At 69.2% G+C, this 24,269-nt stretch carries 19 protein-coding genes and 2 pseudogenes; 9 read left to right on the top strand and 12 right to left on the bottom strand.

What is annotated here, in order from left to right; all coding sequences use genetic code 11:
- Nucleotides 1-484: 484 nt before the first annotated feature.
- On the bottom strand, nt 485-754 hold the full coding sequence (locus IE264_RS37505; protein WP_032760731.1) for a hypothetical protein: 270 nt from the start codon (nt 752-754) through the stop codon (nt 485-487).
- Nucleotides 755-885: 131 nt separating this feature from the next.
- On the opposite strand from IE264_RS37505, the gene IE264_RS37500 reads away from it, so the two are divergent.
- The gene (locus IE264_RS37500; RefSeq protein ID WP_229887978.1) at nt 886-1,206 is read left to right on the top strand and encodes an STAS domain-containing protein; all 321 of its coding nucleotides are present in this window, start codon (nt 886-888) and stop codon (nt 1,204-1,206) included.
- 442 nt (nt 1,207-1,648) lie between these two features.
- Complete coding sequence (locus IE264_RS37495; RefSeq protein ID WP_190167917.1) at nt 1,649-1,792, top strand: hypothetical protein; 144 nt, start codon at nt 1,649-1,651, stop codon at nt 1,790-1,792.
- Between the two features lie 893 nt (nt 1,793-2,685).
- Here the strand turns inward: IE264_RS37495 and IE264_RS37490 are convergent.
- Nucleotides 2,686-3,668, bottom strand: a pseudogene (locus IE264_RS37490) (IS5 family transposase).
- A gap of 1,070 nt (nt 3,669-4,738) precedes the next feature.
- Here IE264_RS37490 and IE264_RS37485 point away from each other — a divergent pair.
- Both IE264_RS37485 and IE264_RS37480 read left to right on the top strand, forming a co-directional pair.
- Nucleotides 4,739-6,400 carry an IPT/TIG domain-containing protein gene (locus IE264_RS37485; protein ID WP_158706602.1) on the top strand — a complete coding sequence of 554 codons (1,662 nt, stop codon included), beginning with the start codon at nt 4,739-4,741 and terminating at the stop codon, nt 6,398-6,400.
- A 330-nt stretch (nt 6,401-6,730) separates the two neighbouring features.
- Nucleotides 6,731-7,153, top strand: coding sequence for a hypothetical protein (locus tag IE264_RS37480; RefSeq protein WP_051822087.1), 423 nt, complete (start codon nt 6,731-6,733; stop codon nt 7,151-7,153).
- Nucleotides 7,154-7,429: 276 nt separating this feature from the next.
- On the opposite strand, the gene IE264_RS37475 is transcribed toward IE264_RS37480, so the two are convergent.
- From IE264_RS37475 to IE264_RS37455, 5 genes are all read right to left on the bottom strand, one after another.
- On the bottom strand, nt 7,430-8,713 hold the full coding sequence (locus IE264_RS37475; RefSeq protein WP_032760735.1) for a bifunctional folylpolyglutamate synthase/dihydrofolate synthase: 1,284 nt from the start codon (nt 8,711-8,713) through the stop codon (nt 7,430-7,432).
- A gap of 286 nt (nt 8,714-8,999) precedes the next feature.
- Nucleotides 9,000-9,557 (bottom strand): telomere-protecting terminal protein Tpg, encoded by a 558-nt coding sequence (gene tpg / locus IE264_RS37470; RefSeq protein WP_032760737.1) that lies wholly within the window; start codon nt 9,555-9,557, stop codon nt 9,000-9,002.
- A 12-nt stretch (nt 9,558-9,569) separates the two neighbouring features.
- The gene (gene tap, locus IE264_RS37465) at nt 9,570-11,819 is read right to left on the bottom strand and encodes a telomere-associated protein Tap (protein WP_032760740.1); all 2,250 of its coding nucleotides are present in this window, start codon (nt 11,817-11,819) and stop codon (nt 9,570-9,572) included.
- Nucleotides 11,820-12,249: 430 nt separating this feature from the next.
- Nucleotides 12,250-12,597 carry a thioredoxin gene (trxA, locus tag IE264_RS37460; RefSeq protein ID WP_032760742.1) on the bottom strand — a complete coding sequence of 116 codons (348 nt, stop codon included), beginning with the start codon at nt 12,595-12,597 and terminating at the stop codon, nt 12,250-12,252.
- Nucleotides 12,594-13,004 carry a MerR family transcriptional regulator gene (locus tag IE264_RS37455; RefSeq protein WP_018509849.1) on the bottom strand — a complete coding sequence of 137 codons (411 nt, stop codon included), beginning with the start codon at nt 13,002-13,004 and terminating at the stop codon, nt 12,594-12,596. The genes trxA and IE264_RS37455 overlap by 4 nt, the downstream gene beginning before the upstream one ends.
- A 71-nt stretch (nt 13,005-13,075) precedes the next feature.
- Here IE264_RS37455 and IE264_RS37450 point away from each other — a divergent pair, with 71 nt between their 5' ends.
- Both IE264_RS37450 and IE264_RS38530 read left to right on the top strand, forming a co-directional pair.
- Nucleotides 13,076-13,486: a hypothetical protein gene (locus IE264_RS37450; RefSeq protein WP_032760746.1), complete on the top strand. Its 411-nt coding sequence runs from the start codon at nt 13,076-13,078 to the stop codon at nt 13,484-13,486.
- 101 nt (nt 13,487-13,587) lie between these two features.
- Nucleotides 13,588-13,716, top strand: coding sequence for a hypothetical protein (locus IE264_RS38530; RefSeq protein WP_267884133.1), 129 nt, complete (start codon nt 13,588-13,590; stop codon nt 13,714-13,716).
- A 426-nt stretch (nt 13,717-14,142) separates the two neighbouring features.
- On the opposite strand, the gene IE264_RS37445 is transcribed toward IE264_RS38530, so the two are convergent.
- The 4 genes from IE264_RS37445 to IE264_RS37430 form a co-directional block, all read right to left on the bottom strand.
- A complete protein-coding gene (locus IE264_RS37445) occupies nt 14,143-14,622 on the bottom strand; it encodes a hypothetical protein (RefSeq protein WP_032760748.1) in 480 nt (159 codons plus the stop codon).
- 464 nt (nt 14,623-15,086) lie between these two features.
- On the bottom strand, nt 15,087-15,707 hold the full coding sequence (locus IE264_RS37440; protein WP_158706603.1) for a hypothetical protein: 621 nt from the start codon (nt 15,705-15,707) through the stop codon (nt 15,087-15,089).
- 398 nt (nt 15,708-16,105) lie between these two features.
- The gene (locus tag IE264_RS37435; RefSeq protein WP_032760753.1) at nt 16,106-16,879 is read right to left on the bottom strand and encodes a hypothetical protein; all 774 of its coding nucleotides are present in this window, start codon (nt 16,877-16,879) and stop codon (nt 16,106-16,108) included.
- A gap of 405 nt (nt 16,880-17,284) precedes the next feature.
- Nucleotides 17,285-17,788, bottom strand: a complete 504-nt coding sequence (locus tag IE264_RS37430; RefSeq protein ID WP_158706604.1) for a hypothetical protein — start codon at nt 17,786-17,788, stop codon at nt 17,285-17,287.
- Nucleotides 17,789-18,126: 338 nt separating this feature from the next.
- Here IE264_RS37430 and IE264_RS37425 point away from each other — a divergent pair, with 338 nt between their 5' ends.
- A complete protein-coding gene (locus tag IE264_RS37425; protein WP_051822088.1) occupies nt 18,127-18,561 on the top strand; it encodes a hypothetical protein in 435 nt (144 codons plus the stop codon).
- 150 nt (nt 18,562-18,711) lie between these two features.
- Entirely contained in the window at nt 18,712-21,174 is a 2,463-nt protein-coding gene (locus tag IE264_RS37420; protein ID WP_158706605.1) for an ATP-binding protein, read from the top strand.
- A 700-nt stretch (nt 21,175-21,874) separates the two neighbouring features.
- Here the strand turns inward: IE264_RS37420 and IE264_RS37415 are convergent.
- Nucleotides 21,875-22,252: pseudogene (locus IE264_RS37415) on the bottom strand (ATP-binding protein); the annotation flags it as partial.
- A gap of 1,516 nt (nt 22,253-23,768) precedes the next feature.
- Here IE264_RS37415 and tpg (IE264_RS37410) point away from each other — a divergent pair.
- Nucleotides 23,769-24,269 (top strand): telomere-protecting terminal protein Tpg (tpg, locus tag IE264_RS37410; protein ID WP_190167915.1); only part of this gene is annotated, 501 nt, incomplete at its 3' end.

The following is a 24,269-nucleotide window of genomic DNA, read 5'->3' as shown; positions in this document are numbered from 1 at the left end:
CCCGCGGAGCGGGTACCCCATCGCTGCGCGATGGGCAAGCGAACCACCCGGCTGCGCCGGGTGGTTGCGCTCCCGCTCCGCGTCCGCGCCTGCCCAGTGCTGCGCACTGGGCCCACCACCCAGGCTGCGCCTGGGTGGTGACGGCCTGTCCGCTGCGCTCCCAGGCCTGGCCGGTCTCCGCCCGGCCTGACCGGTTCTCCGCTGCGCTCCGCACCGGGTTGGGCCGGTCCGCTGCGCTCCCCACCCCAACGGCCCCTCCGGCTGCGCCTCCAGGACCCTCGGCCCGCTGGCGCGGGCCGGGCTGGCTACGGGGAAGGGTGACCGGGGGTGTCCGGCCACCCTGGCTGCATCAGATGATGCAGCATGTTGAGTTGGCGGATCCAGGTCACACCCACCGGGGGCTATGGAACCCCGGGTGCGCGCATCGCATGAAGTCCTGGGTGGAGAGTGGGATTCTTCGTCAGGTCCTGTATGCCTCTCAGGGCTATTCCCCGGGGTCCCTGAATACTGGGGTGCCGCGCTCTTTCCTGGACTTCTTCGGTGAGAGTTTCTCCCAGTCCCTTTCCATCGCTGAGGCGATCGAAAGGTATCCGCGCTCCTGCAACGCGTGGTCGGCTGCTTCCAGATCGGTGGCGGTGAAGGAGTCACGGATATCGTCTTCGCCCTCGAGGAGGCTGACGCGCCAGCCTCCGCCGGAAGCCGGGTAGGCCACGGCGTACAGCGGCGCCGGGGTCGCCCGGACCGCTTCCAGCACTGCGGGATCCCAGGGTGCGGCGGGCGGGGAGGGGTCAGGTAAGCGGCTCATGGCACGGGAATCTAGCAGTGTGTGTCCGGCTGGTCGGGCCGTTTGTCGGGGGCCTGTGAGGGCTTGGCATAATCTCTTCCATGACCACTCATCAGCCGGTACCTGACAGCTCTGCCCCGGGGCCGGTGCTCTCTCCGGTCGGGGAGTTCGACATGGACAACGTCCCGGCGCTGCTCGCAGAGATCGAGACGGTGATCGCCGTGCACGGCGGGGTGGTCCTGGACGCCAGTGGCATCACGTTCGCCGACTCGTCCTTCCTCAGGATGATCCTCGGGGTCCACCAGCGCACCGACCTCCGGATCGTCGCGCCTTCCTCCCGGGTGGCCCGGCTGTTCGACATCGCCGGCGTCGACACCTACCTGCGGGTCTACCCCACCCTGGACGCCGCCCGCGTCTCCTGACGGCTCCCGGCCCACGAGGACCGCCAGCAGCTCCACCCGTCCACTCCCCCCACCACTCGGGAAAAAAGGGCAGCAAAAGAGGAAGTCCGGGCACTCACCACAAACAATTCGTGGGCTGATCGGTGAGAACGACCGAGGCAGTGACTCTTCAGCGTCACCCCCCTTTACCACCCCCTTCGTCATCTCCTTTGTCACCGCCGATGTCACCCTCTCCGTCACCCCCTTTGTCACTCTGTATTTCGCTCCACACGTTCGGGAGGGGCCGGCCGACGAAGCCAACGCCCCGCAGCGTGTCACCAAGGACAACCCGTCTCTGCGAGACGACATGCGATCTCTCGGTTCTGTGACAGCGAGAGACCGCCCCCAGGGCGGGTGAAGCGGCGCCCAGCGCCTATTCCCGGATCTTGGGTGTGCGGTTGGCGTCACCAGGAGGCGTCACGCGGTGACGCCTCCTGAACGGGACTGCCTGCGCCATGCCCGGGTCCGGCAGCGAGGTGAGCAGTACCGGCTGTCGGACCGCTTCCTCTTCCCGAACGGGGTGTCGCAGGAGTACCAGGTGCTGCCGCACTCCGGGCACCTGAACTGAGGCCACGGATGGCGGCGCCCCTCCAGAACTGCCCTCAGGGCCTCACCGCCGGCCTCGATCGCCTCCCGCCGGACCTTCATCGAGCGCCAGGCCCTCGTCCTGCACGCCGCGGAACAATACCGACGGCTCTTCCTGACCCCGTCGGGAAGAGGCGCTCCGCACTGACCACAACGCCGGGTCTTCCTGATCACCACCTGCCCAGGGTGCCCTGCGGCACCGGCTGATGACCACCGCCACGCCACTCACCACCGACCCGGCCGGTCGTGGTGAGTACGTCCGTCCTCCGTGGTGAGTTCCAGGGCACGGGCCCTGTGACCTGCCGTGGGGAGTTCCCGCCGCACTCACCACGACCGGCCGGACGCTCCTCAGCGGCCCCGGGCGCCGGGCCGGACCACCGCCAGGAGCCCCGGCCCGATCCGCGGTGGGTCCGGTCGTCGTGGGAGGCTGCGCGGGCCCGGGGCGGGCGGCCGGCGTGTGGCGCCGGCGACGGAACGCCCACCCCGGGCAACCTGCCGCCGACTGCGGAAACAGCAAAATCCCCGGATGGACGGGAAAACAGGCCCGAACCCCGGAATCCGGGTAGAAACGGAGACGGAGCCCGGGGCGGCACCGACACGGCACCCCGCCGGGCCACCTCCCGGCGGAAGGGCCGCCCCGGGACCTCCACCACCCCACACCCAGACGCAGCCCCTACGGACCGCTGAGCGCCCATCTCCGATCCCGGCCGACTCATGGCCTAGACCTGCCGCAGTCGGGTATACATACCCGGATCCCGGGGCGATCCCCACCATGCTGTCCTGCCAGGCGCCCCCACCGCCGGCAGGACGCCCGCCCCGGGACTCCACCACCACCCGGGCCGTACGGAAGCCGCTAGGGCCTGTATCAAGCCGTGATCAGGCTGTTCCGAGGTGGCGGATCCAGAGGAGTGCGCCGCAGAGGTCGAGGGCTGCTTGGTAGCTGTCGGGGCGCTTGTCGTACCGGACAGCGAGGCCGCGCCAGTCCTTGATTTTGTTGATGGTGCGCTCGACGGTGTTCCGGTCCTTGTACAGCTCGGTGTCGTGGGCGATGGGTCTGCCGCCCCGGCGGCCCTTCTTCCTGCGGTTCGCGGCCTGGTCCTTCTTCTCCGGGATCACTGCCTTGATGCCGCGTGTCCGCAGGTGGGAGCGATTTCTGCGGGAGGAGTAAGCCTTGTCGCCGGCAACGGCGTCCGGGCGGGTGCGGGGGCGGCCGACCGGGCCGGGGACCCGGATGCCCTGGAGGACGGGGATGAACTGCGGGCTGTCCCCGGCCTGCCCGGCGGTGACCACGAAGGAGAGCGGGAGGCAGTCCCGGGTGCAGGACAGGTGCGTCTTCGTCGTCAATCCGCCGCGGGATCGTCCCAGGGCAGCAGCGGCAAGGCGGGCCTTGTGGCGACGTTTCATCCGCTGTCGCTCGGCCTGCCCGGAGTTGGGTTCCGGAACTTCTTGCCCGGCTTGTTCCTCAAAGCTTCCCCTTTTTCGGCCAGGGCCTTCGCCAGGGCATCGAGGGTCTCGGCGTCGAGGACCAGGCCCGCGGCGTCGTGGTGGGCGCGGGCCGTGGTCGAGTCCACGCTGACCAGCGACAAGTCGACCAAGTCCCGCTTCGCGGCCTCGGCGATCGCGCCCTGGAATATCGCGGTGAACACCCTGGCGTCCCGCCACTTCCGAAACCGGCCGTAGACCGTGGACCAGGGTCCGAAACGTTCGGGAAGCTCCCGCCACTTCGCCCCGTTCCGGAATCGCCAGACCACCCCCTCGAACTGTTCCCGCAGGTGAGAGGGGTACGGCCCGTACTCACCGATCGGCAGGAACGGCTCTATGAACTCCCAGGCATCATCAGACAGTTGAGGGCGAGACATCCCAGTGTTCTACCTGACCGGCCCGGAACCGCAACGGACCGGGGGTCAGGTAGATCAGGACTTGATACAGGCCCTAGCGCAGGTGCTAGACCCACCACCCCTGCTGCTAGGCACACGCCGCTGAACAGGCAGCCAGCACCTAGCAGCCCCACGACAGCCCCCGAAAACCGGCTCCCCGGCGTTGGTCGCGTCTGCGGTGACGACCGCCGCTAGGACGCTGGAAGCGCTGTACGCCGCTGTGGGAGCCGATCCACGTCCCGAACCACCCGAGAGGCCCGGTGTGAGTAGCCGCTCCCACGGCAGCCGATCAACCGCTTGCCAGACGGAGAACAGCAGCCACTTCGTCACCTCATGACAGCAAACGTGCCCGCAGTCGGCCCCCATGACCAGGCACCCAGTGCCCTGTCCCGCTGACACCCACTCGATGCCACAAACGCGCCCACTCACACTTGCCGCGGCCCGGGGCCGGCTGCTGCTGCTCGTGATCGCTCATGCCTCCAGGGACCATGGTTCGCGTGTGGACAGAGGACGCCGTCCGCGTCGGCGGCTGCTGCCGTGAGCAGCCTGTGACGACGCAACATAGTTGGAAAACCAGCCCGTTTGTTGGCAAACGTCGCCCATGTTGACCTGTGGTCACTCTACGGAGCGCCAAGGTCCTTCATGGGGTGGCTCGGCAGGGCGGCCCCGCCTCTGGCGTCCGCGGATACCGCGTCGGCGCCGTGCTGTCAGGTACGCCCTTTCGGCCCGGGAGGTCGGATTCGGCATGGCTTGGATATCACTGTCCCCTCTCATCTGATGAATGTGACAATGTGCGGTGCACCGACTACTGACGGTGCAGGGCGTCTCGGGTTCCGCAGCCCCCCGCTACTCGGGCCGCGGGCTTCTGGGGCCCGCCGGGACGGATTCCGTCGCGGCGGCAGTCGGGTACCCACCGGCGGTGCGCGGCGTACGGTGGCCGGGTCTCGCAGGCGGGTGGTCCGCGTGTCCGGCGTACGATCGCGCCGACTCGGAGACGTCAGGGCCCGCCGGGCCCGGCCGCAGGCGGCGCGAACCCAAGAGGGGGGACCTCCGTGTCTTCGATCATGACCGCCCGTCCGAGATCTATCTCCCGGTGGCGTCAACGTCTGCTGGCCCTGGCCGGTTCGCTCGCACTTGCCGCGGGAGGCCTGGCCACCGCGGCCGCGCCGGCGCACGCGGCCGTCACGCACCAGAACCTGTACATCACCACCGGCAGTTCGGTGACGGTGTACGACACCACCGCGAACGCCGAGGTGGCCTCGATACCGGTGGGCGCAGGTGCTGCCGAGATCAGCATCAGCCCCGACGGCTCGCACGCGTACGCAGCGGTCGGCAGCAAGGTGGTCGTCATCGACACCGCCACCAACACTGTGACCGCGAACGTCGCGCTGACCGCCTCCGCGACCGGCATGGCGGTCAGCCCCGACGGCACCCGCGCTTACGTGTCCTTCGGCGGGCGGATCGGCGCCATCGACACCGCCACCAACACCCTGGTCGGCACGGTCTCCACCGCCTCCAACGCGTCCGGCGTGGCCATCACCGCGGACGGCTTGCAGGCCTACGTGTCCAACACCGGCAGCTCCAGCGTCTCGGTGGTGGCCACCGCCACGATGACCGTGACCTCCACCATCCCGGTCGGCTCCCAGCCGATCGACCTGGTTCTCAGCCCCGATGGCACCCGCGTCTACGTCGCCAACTACGGCACCGGCAAAGCCTCCGTCATCGACACCGCCTCCAACACGGTCATCGCCACGGTCACGGTCGGCTCCCTGCCCACCGGCGTGGCCGTCACCCCGGACGGATCCCAGGTGTACATCACCAACGTGGGCGGCAACACCGTCTCGGTGATCGACACCACGACCAACTCCGTCACCGCCACCGTCCCGGTCTGCGTCAACCCTCAGCGGAACGCGGTCAGCACCGACGGCACCACCGTGTACGCGGCCTGCTCCGGCAACAACGCCGTCTCGAAGATCAGCACCGCCACCAACACCGTCACCGGCACCGTCCCGACCAGCGCCGGTGCCTTCGCTGTGGCAGAACTCGACGTCTCGGTGGCCGGCACACCGGTCGTCACCGGCATCAGCCCGTCCTCCGGGCCCACGGCGGGCGGCACCGCTGTCACCATCACCGGAACCGACCTGACCGGCGCCACCGCCGTCGCCTTCGGCTCCGACCCGGCGGCATCCTTCACCGTCGACTCCGACACCCAGATCACCGCTACCACCCCGCCCGGCACCCCTGGCACGGTCGATGTCACCGTGACCACGGCCGGCGGTACCAGCACGGTGTCCGCCGCGGACCAGTTCACCTACATCGCCCCGACCGCCGACATCGACGTGAGCGTCACCGGGCAGCCGCACCTGGGCATCCTTGTCCCCTACCTGACCTACACCCTCACCGCGCACAACACCGGACCCGACGCGATCACCTCGGCAACGGTGACCGCTTCCCTGCCCGCAGGCGCCTCCGCGACTGGCCTGTCCACCGGGTGCACCACCAGCACCGGGACCGTGACCTGCACCTACGGAGCCATCGCCAACGCAGCGAGCGTGAACAAGTCGTTCCGCGTCCCGCTCAACCTGCTGTCGCTGGGCCACGTGACCGTCACCGGCACCCTCACCGCCTCCACCCCCACCGACCCCAACCCCGCCAATGACAGCGCGTCGGCCACCTGCACCGCCATCTCCATCATCCTGGCCACCTGCCCCTGATCTCACGTAAGCGATCCCCGCTACCAAATGTTGCCCTCCACCGGCACCCGAGCCGGTGGAGGGCAACGGCACGACTGCCCGAGCGCGAGCAGCCCCTGCAGCAAGGTCCTCGCTGAGCTCGATTACCCCGCGTGATCACAGCTCGCCAATCAACACGCGCCAGACTTGCCAACTACGAAGTGGTTACGTGCAGCTGATCAGGGCCGTCACGGCTTCCCCATTGCCAACAATGCTGCACCGTCACAGCGGCTTGATCCAACTCGGGGACGGACAGGCCGTCCCGGCCGTACGGTCGCACCAGGACCGGAACCCACCTGCCCAGGAGACGCAGTGATCCCAGCACAGCACCTCTACCGAGCGAACTACCAGCAGGAAAAGGGCGGCGGCATGGTCCCCAGGAGCAAGCCCGTCATCGCCTGGGACGACGAGGGCCAGGCGCTCGTCGTGGATGAGCGAAGCGGCCGGCTTGTCCCGGCGAACAACGTCCGTAACTTCACCGGGCTCTCGGAGGGCGAGCACCCTGTTGTCGGCGCTATCCCGGGTGGCGGGTGGAGCGTCCGGTTCAAAAGCCCGGACGGCACGGTCATGGAGGACCCGCTGGTGGCCTGGACCGTCCGAAGTGACGGCACCCTCACTCCCGTCGACACCGACTCGGAAGGCGAGTGCCAACCCTCCACCGCCATGAGCAACTTCGATGGTCTCGTTGGCCCCGGAGCGCAGGCGCGGACGGCACAATCGGACAGCTCGGTCTGACCGGGCTGTTCTTCATCCCGGACGGCACTTCGGTGGTGCGCCGGGAGTGCCGTACGAGCGAGCGAGCCCCGGACCGTGGGCGGTCCGGTGTGACTGAGCGCCCGAGTTGGCGGATGAGTGCTTGAATTGGCGGGGCTGAGCGCCGCACTTGGCGAGGCCATGTGTGAAGGCCGCGCTGTCGCGTTCAAGCAGATGAACTCCCGCTCAATCTCATCCGTACCGCCAGATTCTCGCTGCACCACCGTGGTCCTCCTGTGACGCCCGCCCCGAGTCCCCTCACGCGGGCTGCAGACCGAGCGCGGTACGGGCTTCTCCTACGAGGCGCAGCGAGCCGAAGACGACGATCAGGCCGCCGGGTCCGGCGAGTTCGGCGGCCCGGCGCAGCGCCGATGGGGCGTCTTCGGCTGTCAGGCACGGCGCCTGGCGGCCCGGGGCGAGCCGGCTGTGCAAGGTAGCGGCGCCCGCGGCCTCGTGCGAGCCGGTGCGGGTGAGGACCAGAGGCCAGTGGGAGGGGAGCGGGGCGAGCATGCCGACGACGTCCTTGTCGTCCATCGCGGCGAAGACCAGCACGGGCGGGCCCGAGTGACCGTCGGCGCGGGCATGATGCAGGATCTCCGGGGCGACGGTCGCGGCACCTTGCGGATTCGTGGCGCCCTCCAGGAGGACGCGGCCCGTCCAGTCGTCCAGCCGGGCGTGGGGGACCAGTTCAAGGCGGCCGGGCCAGGATGTTGCCGCCAGTCGCGCGCGGAGTCGTTCGCCGTCAGGCTCGGGGATGTGCCCGCGTTCGGCCATCGCGTCCATCGCGGCGATGGCGACCGCGAGGTTGTGGTGCTGGTGTGCGCCGGACAGTGGGCAGGGCAGATCGCGGTGCACGGCGCGGGGAGTGGTGACGTCGACCAGCGTCCCCGGGCCGCGGTTGCCGTCGCGGCCGGCGGCACGGGCGGTGTAGTGGATCTCCTGGTCCATACGCCACACGGCCAGTCCCGTCCGCTCCTTGAGAACTTGCTCCGCAGCTGTGGACGCTTCGGGGGCCAGCCGTCCGAGAACGACATGGTCCCTGTCCTGCGCGGCTGCGATCTTGGCCTGAGCGATCCGGGTCAGGGAGCCGCCGAGCAGTCGGGTGTGGTCGAGCCCGATGCCGGAGAGGACCTTCACGTCAAGGCCGAGTTCCGCAGCCGCGGCCTTGCTCCCGCCGATGCTCGCCTCGGCCACCGCCAGCCCCACGCCGGCCCGTCGGAAATGTACGGCCGCGGTCGTCGTGAAGATGCCCTGGGCCAGGACTGGCAGGCCGTGCCGCTCGATCGTCTGCCAGACCTCGGCGAACGCCGCGGTGTACTCGGCACGCGTGACAGGGACCCCGTCGATCCGGATTCGCTCCCGGGGTTCCTGCAGGTGCGGGCTGGGCATACTGCCCACCCGTGCGCCGGTCGCGGCCACTGCCGACACCGCGAACGCGCAGGTCGACCCCTTGCCGTTCGTCCCGACCACCAGCATCCCGCGCAGCCCCCGCTGAGGACGGCCCAGCGCCTCCAGCAGCCTGGAGACATTCGCCTGACGCACCTCCCGAGGAAGCCCGTGGGGGTTCTCATGCGCCTTTGCCAGAATGTCCACGCAGCGTAAGTAGTCCATGCATCGGATCATGCCACCTGGCGCGACGGATCAGACGCGCTGGCTGAGAGCCCCTCGGCCCGACGGCCGCTGCCCTTGTCGTAGTCGACATCTGCCCATTGGCCTGCACGCATGCCCTCGCCAAGTGCGACGCTCAGCCCCGCCAGCTCAAGCGCTCATCCGCCATCTGAAGAGCTCAGTCACATCCGGGGCTCGCGGGGGTGTTCAGACCTTCTGCCTACAGGTCGAATTCGAGGTGCTCGATGTCGGTGAACCTGACCTCGTCCAGGGAGCCGGCGCGGCGGCCGCCGTCCTGGAAGTAGACCTCCTTGAGCGCTTCGGCGGCGATCTCCTGGAGCCGGGCGTCGGACGCGCCCTGCTCCTGGGCCTCGAAGAGCCGGGCGGCGTGGACCGGCGGGAGGGCGAGGGTGAGGTGGCGGATGCGGTCCTGGTCGGTGGAGCCGATCGGGGCGGTGTAGCCGAGGCGGGCGCGGACGTCGATCATGATGCCGTCCGTGGACGCCGCCTTCGCCTTGGCCTTGGCCCGGATCTGCGGCTGCCACCGGGCCTTCACCTCACCGTCCAGGCGGGCGGCGAGGTCGGGGCGGGGCTTCTTGATCTGGTCCTTCACGTACCGCTCGACGGTGCGCTGGGACACCCGCAGCATCTGCGCGACCGCCTTCGTGCCGCCGAGTTGCTTCACCAGGTACCGCATCTGCGCACCCGCGCTCTTCGGCGCCGGGCGGGTGAACGCCTTCTGCACCGCCTTGTTCAGACCGTCCCCGATCAGGCTCATGCCGGTCTTCTCCTACTCTCCGTTGTCGGCATCGGTGACGTTGCCGTCCTTGATGAACCGGGCGAAGTTCAGCTGCGGAGCGTCGAACTGCTCCCGCACTCCCTCGCCCCAGAGCACGCTCTGGGTGCCTTCGTGCTTGACCAGGCCGGGGTTGATGCCGAGCTTGAACCCGCCGGGCAGCGGCTTGCCGTCCCGGTAGGGCAGGAAGTCCAGCGGCGAGGGACCGTCGGCGGCGTAGACGACGCAGTCGGACAGGACCGCGATCGGGTACTGCCCGGTGAACGCCGCGTGCTTGACGATCTTGCGGTGAAGGTTAATCCGGGTCCGGGAGATGACCGCCGCCCGGATGTCCGGCCGCCACGTCGGGCGTTCCAGAGCGCGCCACCGCTCGCCCGGCCGCCAGCCCTCGCCGCGCGGGCGCTCGCGGAGCTTGCCCAGACCGCCCTTCACCGTCGCCTTGATCGCCGTGATGACGATGCCCAGCTCCGGGTCACGGGCCTTGTAGCCGTCCATCGCGGTGAGGAAGTCCTCGGGTGGCAGGTCGGCGGTGACGCCGAGGTCGGCCATAGTGGCGAGGTAGGCGTCACGCAGCCGCTGGTACCAGCCGTCCAGGTAGCGGCCGTTGTCGTACCGGACATAGGCCTCGGTTGGGGTCACGTCGTAGCCGAGCTCCTGGGCGTAGGCCACGGTCGGTGTCGCGTACCAGGCCGGGCCGGTGGGGTGGTCGCCCTTCGGTGTGAACGGGGAAGGCAGCAGACTGCCATCCAGCTCCACCCACTCCTTGCCCGCCTTTACCCGGGACAGGTCGACGTGGGAGAGGTCGACCAGCCAGGAGCCGGGCAGCTTTAGGTCGAACGCCGGGTTCGTGACCCGGGTGGGCTCGCCGAGGCCGACGTTCAGGCCGTTGGCTCCGGCGGCGAAGGCCATGTTGACGTCGATGCCGACGAGGTGGCGAAGGGTGCACTCGGCATCCGTCATCGGCCGCGCCCAGTCGTATGCCTCCTCGAACAGCTTCTCCGCCGGGCCGCGCACGTGGAAACGTGGCAGGTCTTTCAGGACGGGGTGGCCGTCGGGGGCCTCGCACGGGGCCGGGTCGACCGGGTCCTTGCCCAGGGAACCGGGGTTGTGCTCCGAGGTGCGCTTGCCGTTCCCGTCGGGCGCGGAGGCCCGGGTCGGCGGGTGCAGCGCCGTCATCAGCTCCAGACCCGTCACGGCGGTCGAACCGCGCGGCGTCATCACCCGGGAGGCGTAGACACCCAGGACGCGGGCGAGTTCGGCCGGCGGGAGCTGCCCGGCCTCGCCCCAGAAACGGGTGTCCAGCGCGTTCCAGGAGGGGATGCACAGCTGGACGCAGGCCCGCTCCGAACCGGTCGCGGGGCGGTAGATCCGCGCCCACGGCCCGAACCCCCTCTTCGTCAGCTTCCACTCCGCGCGCGCCAGCTGCTTGATGACCTTATGGCCCTCCGGGATCCGCCCGGCATCCTTCTCCTCCGCCGACAGCTCGGCGGGGAGGCCGTAGCGCTCCAGCGCGGCCTGGGTGAGAACGAGCAGCGGGTCGGCAGCCCTGCCCGGACCGGACAGCTTCGACTGCCCGAGCCTCGCCTCCTTCAGCGTCCACTCCACCAGCGACGCCAACGACTTCGCGGGCACGTCCAGGACCAGGCCACCGATGCAGTACGCCAGCACCTGCCCGTCGGCGTCAGCGTCGACGACCGCCAGCGGCCCGTTCTCGAACCGCGGATCACCCTCGCCCACCGGAGTTCCAGCCGGGGCCGCCTTCTTCGCACTCGGGCGGCGGGCGGTCGCCGTCGACCCGGTAGCGCTCGCCGGGGTGCGCGCGGCGGCGGCCGAAGCATCCACCAGGTCCGAAGCGGGAACCTGCGGCTGCAGCGGCGCACTCACGCCCCCAGCATCGGAAGCCGGCTCGCTGGGCAACGGCTGCGCCGGGGTGGGCACCACGGTGAGCGTGGCAGGCGCCGGGGCGTCCCGCGCGGGGGCGGTCTCAGCAACCGGGGCAGGGGTGGCGGGGTAGAGCTCCGCGAGCTTGTCCAGCAACCGGGCGTAGGCGTCACGCTCCGGCGGGCGGGGCTCGGTCTTGCCGGCCTCCCACCCGGAGACGGTGGCCCGGCGCACCTTCAGCGCGGTGGCGACCTCGTCGATCGTCAGGCCATGCGCGGCCCGCAGGCGCTTGCGTTCCGCCGGGGGCGGCAGGGCGGCGCGGGACGCGAGCAGAGCATCGACCGCGTCGAACAACTCGGACATGGAACACCTCCTGACCACCACCCTACCGTCCGGAACGTACGAGTCGCGTACGTTTGCCGTACGAATCCCGTGCGTGTTTCCGGGCCTGAAAAGCGGTACCGGGCCGGTGCGGGGCTGAAGAGCGGCGCGCCCCGGAGGCGGCTCCCCGCCCAGCCGACGACCGTCCCTTTCCCCGCGGCACCGTGAAGCCGGGCGAGAGCTGGGCAGCTGCCTCGCGCACCCGGATGCCAGCGCGCGACAGGCCGCGTAGACGTAATACCAGGGGCTGGTGGCGGCCGCCGTCGCAAGCTAGCTGTCGGCGGCCGCCGGAATCTAGCAGGGGATGCTCACCGACAGCTCCGCCGTCGTCCCCCCAGGACCGGCCGGTCATCCCACGACGGATGGCTCACCGAGGCACTGCGAGCCATCGTGGAGCGCGACCGGTCCCGCCTCACCCCTGAGCAGGGGCGAGGGCCTCCTCCAGTTCGCGGAGCAGCTTGCGCTTCGGCCGGGCGCCGACCATCGACTTCACCGGTTCGCCCGCCCGGAAGACCATCAGGGTCGGTGTCGCCATGATGCCGAAGCGGACGGTGACACCGGGGTTGCGGTCGACGTCGAGCTGGACGACCCTGACCCGTCCGGCCTCCTGCCGGGCGATCTCCCCGAGCACCGGGCCGAGTTGGCGGCAGGGCCCGCACCAGTCGGCGGTGAACTGGACCAGCACCGGCAGATCGGAGCCCATCACCTCCCTCTCGAAAGTCTCCTCGGTCACGTCGGTGACGCCTTCCGTACGGATCATGGTTGCCCTCCCAGTTCGCAGCGGGGCGCCGGACCACCGGGCAGGCCGGCGGACGCCTCCAGTTCAGCTCGGGCGAGCTGGACACCGACCTCGGCGCGCACCGAACGCAGCTGGCCGATCAGGGCGTCCAGCTCGTCGAGCTTGCGCCGGTAGACGGCGAGCGAGGCGGGACAGGAGTCCCCGGCCGGGTGGCCGGCCCGCAGGCAGTCGACAAAGGGCCTGGTTTCCTCCAGGTCGAACCCGAAGTCCTGCAGGGTCCTGATCTGCTGGAGGAGACGCAGGTCGCCCTCGTCGTAGCTGCGGTAGCCGTTCTCCGCGCGCCGCGCGGGCAGCAGCCCGCGCGACTCGTAGTAGCGGAGCGTCCGCGTCGTCGTCCCGGCCCGTTCGGCCAGCTCCCCGATTCGCATGCGCCGACCGTATTCCTTGACGCCGACGTCAAGGCAAGGCCGCCGCCGAGCGCCGGCGGACGGCTCAGACGATGATCAGCGAGCACGACTACCGCAGGCTGGAGACCGGCCGCCGCCCGATGAGCAGCGACACCATCGCGGAAGTCTCACGGCTGCTCACTCTCCATCCGGACGAGCAGCTCGCCCTCTACCGGTGGGCCGGGCGGCCCGTCCCGCCCCTCCTCTCTCCCATCACCCCCGAGGTCCCCAGCGATCTCAGAGACCACATCGACCGGCTGCCGTTCCCCGCACTGCTGGAGGGGCCGGACTTCGGGATCATCGCCTACAACCGGCGGGCCGCACGCGCCTGCCCGTGGACCACCCGGCCCGGCGCGAACGTGCTGGTAGACCTCCTGCTTCCCGGGCCGGGCCGGGAATGTCCTAGGCTGGCAGAGCTGCAACCCCCGAAACTTCAATGGGGCCGCGTCGTCCCCGTAATATGACCGTGCCGAACACGTTCTCCCCTGAACTCAGCTGCCATTCAGCCGAGTTCTTCGGTCTCCGGTGCCGCAAGGGTGCCGGTGGAGAGCGAAGGGAGGCGCGGGTGAGTTCCGATCTGGAGAAGCCCCGCCGGAAGTGGACCAGCGCAGAGTCTGCGCAGGTCTGGTTGACGGTGGTGGGCATTCTGGTGGCGATCATTGCCCTCGTGGGGCAGTTCGTTCAGCACCGCTGAGCGTCCACGGATGAGGACCGGTCGTGACCGGCAGCTGCACATGCAGCGAGCCCGGTCTCGTGTTAGGCGACCGGGCTCGTGAACTGCGACGGAGGGTCCCCCTCTGGCAGGAGTGGGGCCCTTCGTTTTCTGAGGTGCGGAGCATAGTTCGCACCACTGACAGCGATGGTACTCGGGTCCCATGGCACGGCGAAACGTATTGCAATGCAATGCATTGAAATGGATTCTCGGATCTCGTTTCAAGCTGCCAGCGCGACGGCAGACAGCCGCCCTCGCGGTACGCCCGCGTAGGGGATACCCGCGTCGGAAGACCTCGCTGCCTGCGCGGACGACGGATGGCAAGTCGCCTCTCGTCATGAACCATGTCGACGCCCCCGCCGGATGGGGGCATCTGGCCAGTAGCGACCGGCGGTTGGGGGGCGTGTGTCAGGTGTAGGCGGACAGGTCGCGGGCCAGCCCCTCGTCCACTCCACCTTCGTCCAGGACCGCCTGGAGGAGCGGGGTGATGGTCTGCGCGGGAGGGCGGCTCGTCCCGGCGATGGGGAGAGCGGCCAGGTTGTCGTCGGGGTCCAGGAGGATCCGTGCGGCGCGGACGATGTCGGTGGGCTCTGCCACCGGGGTGCCGGTGATGAAGTCGGCGACGTACCGGAGCTGCCGGCCGTGCTGGGCGGGGCCGTACTCCCAGCTCCGGCGGGTGTGGTTCCACAGGAGGGTGACGCCGTGGTCATAGCCGGCGGCGCGGGCCCGGTCGGGGTCGAGGGCGATCACGATCTCCATCATCATGACTTCGCCGTTGTCGCAGTCGTACGCGGTCCACGAGTCGGCGGCGCTCAGCAGACCTTCGGCACTCAGCGCGGCCATGACCGCGTTGGCGTAGGAGTCGTGGGGCAGAGGTCGCGTCGGCATGAAGTCATCGTCCCTTCCAGGTCAGCTCGGGCGCAGCCGAACCGTGTGGCTGGACCGCCTTGCGGCGTTCCGGCGGCGAAGCTCCTCGACGCCGAGCGTTGCCCTTGTCACCACCTGAACCCGCGCACCAGCGTCCGCGCGGCAACATCCAGCTGCCGGGTGGGAAACGTGATCTTCGTGCGGCCCCTCCTCGATTCCGCGGACACCGAGAACACAGCCGATGGAGCCACCACGTCCCGCGACGCGAAGGGCGCGCCCGGGGCCTCTGCCCGGGCACGCCCCCGGCCCTGGAGTCTCACCGCTCCTGGTCGTCCTCGTTCTTCCGGTCGCTGTTGCGGGCGCGGTGGACATCGAGGGCGAGCTAGACCAGAGCGGGCCGAACGCACGGGCGGGGCGCGGCCAGTACGAAGAGCCGACGGAACGCCGGACCGAACCCGTACGCCGCAGGCGGCGGAACGGACCGCTCACCACCGCATGGTGAGTGGCGTGGGCGCGTGATGAGTACGGCGGACCGCGTGGTGAGTTCCGGGAGTGCGGGTGTTCTGAGCAGCCGTGGTGAGTTCGGCCGCCGTGCCGCTCAACGGTGGGCGCAGCAGGAAGGTAGGCCCGGCGTTCTGGCGTGCTACGCGGCTGAGACGACCGTGCGCATCGCGGCCAGGCGGGCGGGCGAGGAGGCCGTCAGTACCCCAGGCCGCGATCCCTCGGGCTGCGGTGAAGACGGCGAGCGCGGTCGCCCTGTCCTCCATCGTCATCTGCCTCCACGGTCCCTCGCCGCCGTCTCCGGCCAGGGCCCAGACGACGGCTGCGACATCGGCCGCCATCGGCACCGTGGACAGCCATCCGATCCCCGCCGGCAGCATCACCGCCCGCCTGCGGAACGAGAACCCGGGATCCGCCATGACCGCCTGGCCCAGCATCCCGTCGAGCTGCTGGAGCATGTAACCGCGGGCGAACTCATCGCCCTGGAGCCGCGCGGCCACCACCAGGTCCACGCCGCCCACGACATACGCCACCACCAGATCGACCGCCCTCGTCTCCCCCGCGATCTGCTCCACCGGCACCGGATCCGTCTGCTGTGTCGTCACACCGGGTGCAACGACGACCAGGAGGAAGCGGTACCTGGCCGAGGTGGTGACCCTCGTGCCCTGGGCCGAAACTGGAGTGCGAGCGACGAGAGCGCGCTGAGGCGCAGCACAGGGCGGCGCCGGCCGGCCGGTGAGTCCGCGGACCTGCGGCCCGCGTTGCAGGCTTTGGTGACCGAGCGGGACACGGTCGGGCAGAGCGCCCACCCGTCCTGCCGGGGTTGGCGGGACGGGGTGCTCCCTACACAGACCACCCAATTCTTCTGCTTGTTCTTTGTCTACCAAGCCCTTCCGAACCTGTAGCCAAAGGAAAAGCAGAAGGCCGGTGAGGGGGGCTGTCGGGCTTGTGGTGCACGGCGCGACCAGCTCGGCGCCGACCAGACGCGCTTTGTTTCGTCCGGCTACGCCGGGTGAGAGAGAACTTGGTCCTCGTCCGTTACCTCGTATAGGTCTATCCGCAGCGCGCGGCGGACATGGAGTGGGACCCTCTCGGCTGTCTTCACGGAGGACGTCGGTAGGACAAGGGCGTACCGGATGGTCGTGGTCTGGTCCGTCATTCGCCGCAGGAGTTGCCCGTAGGCGATGTCGGCATCGACGCCCTTCTCGCTGGTGCGGCCCTTGGCCTCGCAGATCAGGCGCTCTTCCCCGCGTACAGCTTCGATGTCTGTCCAGCGGTCGGCGGGTGTGACCGGAGTCCATCCTTCGGAAAGCAGCCAGCGTCGGAACGCGTCGGTGACGCGTCCTTCGTCGCTGGCCCGCGGCAGGAGCGTACGCACTGTCGCCAGGTCGGTATCCCGGTTTCGTCGCAGGCGGCCCCGGCGGTCGGCGTCGAGGTCGGCGGGCAGGATCACCACCAGTCTCAGTCCGTGCGCCGGGATCTGGCCGTCTCGGCGGGCATCGTACAGAGCGCGTTGTTCGCCGCGGTGCACGCCGCTCACGGTGAGTCGATCCGGCTTGTCGAAGTGCGCAACCGGCTGGTCGTGCTGGATCTCGCGGTACTCGACCACCAGGCGGTAGTCGGGCCAGAAGGCATCGACCGGCAGCTTGGCTCGTCGGCCGCTCGCCGCGGGGTCACCCAGGAGCCAGTCGAACGTGTGCTGCGTGAGCGCCGTTCTCTCAAGGACCTGGTTGCACAGGCCGATTACGTACGCTTCGTCGCTGTCGTCTCTGCTCATGCCTCAGGATGATGGCACCTGCTCCAGACACTGACCCCGGAGTCAGTCCCTCTGAGCACCCAGGACGCCGACGGGCCGGGCCCGGCCCGTGTTCCAGGTGCTCGTACCTGGCACGGACAGTGCGGAGGTGACTCCCGAGGCGGGACTCACAAGGGAGAGAGGCTGCTGGCCGCGAGACCAGCCGTGGGCGTGCGTAGTCGCGCAATCCTCGATGAGTTGGGACGGCCTCTAGGATCGCGGTGCGGATCTGTCCAGCCGGCCGGTCCCCCAGGACACTCTGACCGGTGCCAAGGACCTACGGCGTCTCGTGACGCGAGGCTCACTCCTCGTCGGTGAGGGCTTTGGCGATGTGAGTAGCCGCTCCCACGGCAGCCGATCCGGAAGGCGTGCTTCTTGTAGCGGGCGTCAGCGGCGACGGAACCGGGCCTCCACCTCGCCTTGGTTCCGGGTCTCGATCCATCGTGGAAGGGCGGGAAGGGACTTCTCCCGTCGTAGGTACGACGAGACGTTTTCGATGGCCACGGTCGCTATGCCGACCCTCCACGCATAGCGAACAAACGTGGTCGCGGTGCCACGCCACCAGTGCACGTTGTACAGGGCGAAGAGTTCCTTCAGACGGTCGTGCAGGCTCTGTGCGTCGGGGATGGCCAGGGCCGCCGTTTCCGCCCGAACCATGGCGTCTCGCGTTCTGCGCCAGTCTTCCTGCTCCGGATCCCGCATGTACTCGACTGCCGCGTCTCTGGCCTCGATCAGTGCCGACAAGGTCTTCTGTGCTGCTGCATGTGCACGGTCGTCATGTCGGTCCTGCCGGGCATACCGGGTCTGCAACCATCCGCCCACCAGGGCTCCGGTTGCACCCAGCGCGGCCCCCGCCAAACCGGTCAGTGCGCCTAGTGTCTCTGCTTTCACCCGATCATCATGCCGTCGGGAAACGTGTACTTGGGCTGATCCCGTCAACTCCACCTGCTCCGACTCACAGCCCGGCCGACGCATCCATCGGCGGACACTACGACGAGCTACGCCTCAGCCGGTGTTACCCCCTGTGTCTGGACCCCGGCTGTGACCGCAGTCGTGACCGGACCCCGTGACGCATCGCTGGAAGCACCCCGCAGGCCGACTGTGTGAGCACGTGCGCTGGCGTGCCTGGACGTTGGACGGGTTTGGGCTGCGGCTCCGCCGACCTGCTGTTAGCCCTCATGTGGTCGAACTAGGCTGAGGTCCTTGTCTGTTGGATGCGGGGGAATGCCATGTTGGTTGAGGGGCTCATCGCTGTCGCGGCCGCCGGGGGTAGCGCGGTGGTGCAGGCGGCGGGAACGGACGCGTGGAATGGGATCCGGGACGGCTTCGCCCGTCTCTTCGGACGGGGAGAGCCCGGACGCGAGCAGGCCGAGCTGGAGCGCCTGGACCAGACCAGGTCAGCGCTCGAAGCCGCTGGCGAAGGCGCGCAGCGGGTGCAGATCGCGCAGGTCGCGCGGTGGCAGACGCGTCTGGAGACGCTTCTGGAGGAGCTGCCGGCTGCGGAGCAGCAGCTGGTGGTGGCTGAGTTGCAGGCGCTGGTCGCCCAGGCCGAAGCCGCCAGGCCGGTGGAGACGGTGCACAACGACTTCAGTCAGGCTTCGTTCACGAACAGTCAGGTGTTGGGCAGCGGGACCATGACCGTCACGAACAACTACGACAAGTAGGGCATGGTTGTGGGGGGCAACAAGAGCGGGAAGCGCAAGGGCAAGAAGAGCGGGAAGCCTCAGCGGGACCAGGCGGGGGTGGGAAGCTCGGCTGGGGGCGATTTCCGCGGTGCCGGTTTCGCGGGCAGTCAGGTGCTGGGGCACGGCACCATGACCGCGAACACGTATGTGCAGCAGTACGCGCCGGTGCCTACGGCGCTGGACGCGCTGCCGCCGCCGCCCGTCGGGTTCACCGGGCGTGAGGACGACCTCGCGTACATCCTCGGTGTGCTGGATCCCGACCGTGCTGACGAGGGGCCCGCGGTGGCCGTGCTGTCGGGCTGGGGCGGCGTCGGGAAGACCACCCTCGCCTACGCCACGGGGCACGCCGCGCAGAGGCGAGGGTGGTTCTCCGGTGTGCTGCTGGTCGACCTCCACGGCTACGACTCCCAGCCGGCGCAGGCCGAAGAGGCACTGGAAGCGCTCCTGCGGTCGCTCGGCGTGCCGCACGAGCATCTCCCGCCTCCGGGGGCGGGTCGGGAAGCGTTGTACCGGTCCCAGCTCAACGCGCGGCAGGAAAAGGGGCAGCGGCTGCTGGTGGTGGCGGACAACGCCTCGGCCATCGCCCAGGTGCAGCCGCTGGTGCCGCCGGGGCATCACGGCATGCTCGTCACGTCCCGGCACCGCCTTACCGGGCTGGGCCGGATGCGGACGGTCAACCGCCTCCAGCCAGACGACGCCGTAGCCCTGCTCGAGGCAGCCCTGAAGAACAACAACCCGGACGACCCACGAGTCGGGGAAGACAAGGAAGCCGCCGACCGGCTGGCATCAGCATGCGGGTATCTGCCGCTGGCCCTGCAGATCACCGCGGCCCTGCTGGCCCAGGACCCAGGGCAGCCGTTGTCCGAACGCGCCGACGCCCTCGGCGGCACGGAAAGCGTTCTGGACGGCTTGGACGACGGTGAACGCAGTCTGCGGACCATGTTCGACCAGTCCCTGGAACGCCTCACCCCGCAGGAGCAGGACCTGTTCCGCCTGCTCGCTCTCAACCCGGGCCCCAACATTTCCACCCCCGCCGCGGCTGTCTTGGCCGACCAGCCGCAGTCGGCCACCGAACGTCTTCTCGCGCGGCTTGCCGCCAGCCACCTCATCGAACGCACCCCAGCGGTCCGCGGCAGGTGGCAGATGCACGACCTCCTGCGCGCCTACGCCCACGAACAGGCCACAGCAGCCATGGACCGCGGCCGCACCCCACGCCGCCGCTACGACCAGGCACACGACCGGCTCATCCACCACTACATCCAGCACGCCCAAGCAGCCAGCACCCATCTCGACCCCCCTGGCAGTCCTGTCCCGGCCCGGTTCACCGATCGGGACCAGGCGCTGGAATGGTTCGATGCCGAACGCGAAAACCTCATAGCCACCGCCCACACCACCCCCCAAGCCGCCCTGGACTTGAGCTCCGCACTCGGCTCCTACCTGAAATGGCGACGCCACCTTCAGGACCACGTCGTGGTCAACGCCCTCGCGCTCGATGCCTGCACCAAGCTCAACGACACCCGGAACAAGGCCACGGTCTGGAACAACCTCGGTGGCGCGCTCCTTGAGTTCCGGCGGTTCGAGGACGCCGTGCACGCTCTGGAAACCGCCCGCGACCTCTACCAGCAGACCGGCAACACCCAACGCGAAGCCACCGCCTGGAACAACCTCGGCGGCGCGCTCCAGGAACTACGCCGCTTCGACGACGCCCTCCACGCTCTGGAAACCGCCCGCGACCTTTACCAGCAGACCGGCGACACCAACGGCGTAGCCGATGCCTGGAACAACCTTGGCACCGCGCTCCAGGACCTGCGCCGCTTCGACGACGCCCTCCACGCTCTCGAAACCGCCCGCGACCTCCACCAGCAGACCGGCAACACCCACGGCGAAGCCGGTGCCTGGAACAACCTCGGCAACGCCTATGGGGACCTGCGCCGCTTCGACGACGCCCTCCACGCTCTCGAAACCGCCCGCGACCTCCACCAGCAGACCGGCAACGCCCACGGCGAAGCCACCGCGTGGAACGACCTCGGCAACGCGCTCGCGGGACTGCGCCGCTTCGACGACGCCCTCCACGCTCTCGAAACCGCCCGCGACCTCCACCAGCGGAACGGCAACACCCACGGCGAAGCCACGGCCTGGAACAACCTCGGCAACACCTATCAGGAGCTGCGCCGCTTCGACGACGCCCTCCACGCCCACCAAACCGCCCGCTGCCTCGACCAGCAGACCGGCGACACCCACGGCGAAGCCATTGCCTGGAACAACCTCGGCACCGCGTACCGGGGCCTGGGCCGGGTTGATGAGGCTGTCGTGGCGGGGAAGCAGGCTGCTGCGATGCTGGCCGCGGAAAGGGACTGGTTCCTTACGGGTGAGGCGTGGGGCGAGCTGGCCACCACGTTGACCGCCGCCGGTGCCGATACGGCTCAAGTGCGTGAGGCATGGGAGCAGTCCGCCCAGGCGTATACCCAAGCGGGCGCGGACGAGGAAGCAGCCGCTTCCCGGAAGCACGCGAACAGCACGGAGAACGTGGAAGCGCAGCCGCCCACAGTCACGGACCTGCCTGCCAGGGATGGGGCTTCGGAGTCTGGTTGAACCGTCAGCCGGTCTTCGGCGGGCCACCCTATGAGGGCAGAGGTCTCCCGGCGGTGAGTCGGGCCGCCCACGGCCGGGGCGGTGACCGGCACGCTCCGGGAGAAGGAAGCCAGCCCTTCAAGCCCCGCTTGGTCGGTTATGTGGCATTAACGGTTCGAATTGGCCCCAAGTTTCCGGTCTGGGTTGGCCCCGCTTCGGGTTCAACGCGACGATTGTTCCGGCCCGAGGTGGCCCCGGCTTCCGGTCTCAGCTGGTCCAGCCCTGGGGATCGGTCGGGGCAGCCTGATGTCGCAAGGTGGTGATGAGAGAGAATGCTGCGCATGACGACTTGAAGAGCACCGGCCGGGCGGCAGCACTGGGTCAAGGTCACGACCTGGGACACGGTCAGGGACGGTGATCGCCAGATCTGCGCCGCTTGCGAAACCGAGGTCTGCGCCTACCAGTTCCGTTTCCATCCGCCTGAGTCCTCGTTGTTCGAGCGGTGCGTCGGCTTGGCCTGGTGCTCCGGGTGCCGGATCTACTCCGGTGCGATGGTTCACGTTCCCCGAGCACGTGTCCTCGTCGACGCACTGGCGTCCCTCCCCGCGGACGAGCGCGATCGACTGCTTCGCAGCGAGGCGAAACTGATCAGGTATCTCGATGGCCGAGGCGGCGGCCGGCAGTGATCGATATCCGCCGGACGGCCAGCGATCTGTGAGGGCTACTTCTTCGCCTGCTGCTGCTTGGCTTTGGTCTGGGCAAGGCGGTAGGACTCGGTTCCGGTTTCGATGATGGCGCCGTTGAAGGTCAGCCGGTCGACGATGGCCGCGCAAAGACGCGGATCGGTGAACGTCTTTGTCCACCCTCCAAACGATTCGTTGGAGGCGATGGCGACACTGTTCTTTTCCTCCCTTTCGGTCAAAACCTGGAACAGCATCTCGGCTCCCCGGCGGTCCAGTTCCAGGTATCCCAGCTCATCGATGCAGAGAAGGTCCACGCGGCCGTAGCGGGCGATCGTCTTGGACAACTGCTTCTCGTCGGCGGCCTCGACGAGCTCGTTCACGAGCTTCGCGGCCAGGGCATAGCGGACGCGGTGGCCCACCACGACCGTCCCACCACCCGCCATCCGGTGGGGCCAGATGAGACCGGAACAACCCCCGAACGCTCCCGTACGCCCCCACCCCTGGGGCCAACTCAAGCCGAAAAGTGGAGCCGAATCAGACCGTCAAAGCCAGTTATGGGCATCACCGTGCCGTTCCGGTGGTAGGCGACTCCACCGCCACCGTCGTGGTGCGGGCGGGCACCACCATGGTGGGGACGAGCACCATCAGGAGCGCGACGACGAGACCCGTCCTTCAGTCGAAGCACGCTAAGCCGACGAGGCTTCGTCGCCCACGACACCGGCCCCAAGGACCCGACGCGTGCTCGCGGTCCCAGGAAAGTGCGACCCAACCACGCCACGCTCGCGTAGTTCAAGAAGGTCCGGCAGACGTATGCCGGGAAGGGCGTCGCTGATGTCGGCTTCGGCTGCACGGATACTGCTGGGCCCGGAAGCTTCGGGTCCTGCGCCAAGGGCGCGGCGAGTGGTCACGGGAGCATCGTAGAAGCGCAACCCCCCGCGCAGACGACGCACGGCGCTACGGCCCGGCGCCACGCAGGCCGAGGACCGGTGCCCTCCCGCGTCCCGGGGCCGGTACGTGCGGCATGATCGGGCACTGCCGGACCGGCGAACACTCCTCGCCGGTCCGGCGCTCTTGCCGGCCGCCTACTTCTTCGGGTAGTTCCAACCGGCCCGCCAAGCGTTCCAACCGGCACCCGACGTTGGAAAGCCCCTCCGCTCACCCAGCTCCTGGCAAAGCGGCACCAGTTCCAACCAGCGCGGGAACCGGGGCCGGTTTCAAAAAAGCGGCCCCCGCACGAGGCGCGGGCCGCGAGGTGTCCTGGCGAACGCATTCCAGCCGAACGGCCGGGACAGCCGCGGCCGGAAGCCGTTCCAACCAGTAGGTGCCAGTTGGAAAATTGCAGGTCACGGCGTTCCAACTCCGCTGCCTGCCGAGGAGTGGCCGGGCAGAATCGTCCCCATCGGGCTGGCCGGTCACGAAGATGTCATCGAAGTCGTTGAGGTGGCTGAGCGTCATGGACGGCGCGGCTTCGGAAGGGTCGTCGATGCGGTCGCCGTTCTCGCAGTAGCTCCGGAGTCGGTGATGAACGGCTCCCGACCCTCGTGCACGGATCGCAGGATGCGAGGGGTGGCGAGGTGCGGGTGTTTGCCAGTCTGGATCAGGGAGACCTGAAGAGCAGCTCGGGACGGCCCTTTTTCTCATCTCCCGCCGATGGGGGCCGACCAGCTGCGACTCCTCCGGTGTGATCAAGCCCGCCGGAGGAGCCGGCCCCCGGACAGAACCCGACCCGCCCCCCCTCCCCCGTTCAACGTCGCGCCTTCGGGCGGCGGTACGGCTGCGCTCTGGACTCGGGGGTGTCGGTGGGGAGGTACGCTCGCCCCGCCGGCGTGACCCCTCGGGGTGGTGTTCTGAGCCGGCCGGTACCCGTCACATCCGCGTGAGCGGGCTCCGGATAGCGTGCCATCCACAGCGGCGAGCGGGAGAGCGGCGGCGATGAGCCTGATCGGGGACGGCCTGGACGCCGCCGTGCAGAGGGCGTTCACCCGCCCGCCGCCCAAGTCCGCGGGGGCGCAGATGCGGTACCTCGTCAAGCAGCTCGGCGGCACCAGGGCGGTCGCCCGGATGCTGCGGGTGTCCCAGCGCACCGTCGAGCGGTACGTGAAGAACCAGATCAGAACCCCCCGCCCGGCCCTCGCCGCACGGCTGGAGCGTGAGGTGAAGCAGCGGTGGCAGCCGCAGGTACGCGCCAGGGCCAGGGCGAAGGCCGGGTCGACGGGCGGCATCATCATCGACACCCGGGCCCGCCTCGGCTACACCGCGCCGATCGGTTCCACCGACCAGGACCGTATCCGGCACCTGACCGTCGCCCTACCCCCTCAGTACGCCGCCCGCCTCTTCGACGCCCAGGAGCAGGGCGCCGGGGACGCCCGGCTCCAGGAGATCGCCGCCGAAGCACTCAAGGACGTCTACTTCCAGGACGGCGGAACCCGCGCC

Source organism: Streptomyces microflavus (assembly GCF_014650075.1).
GTDB lineage: Bacteria > Actinomycetota > Actinomycetes > Streptomycetales > Streptomycetaceae > Streptomyces > Streptomyces microflavus.
The sequence above is the reverse complement of the archived record's forward strand: the minus strand, read 5'-3'. Positions and strand labels throughout refer to the sequence as shown.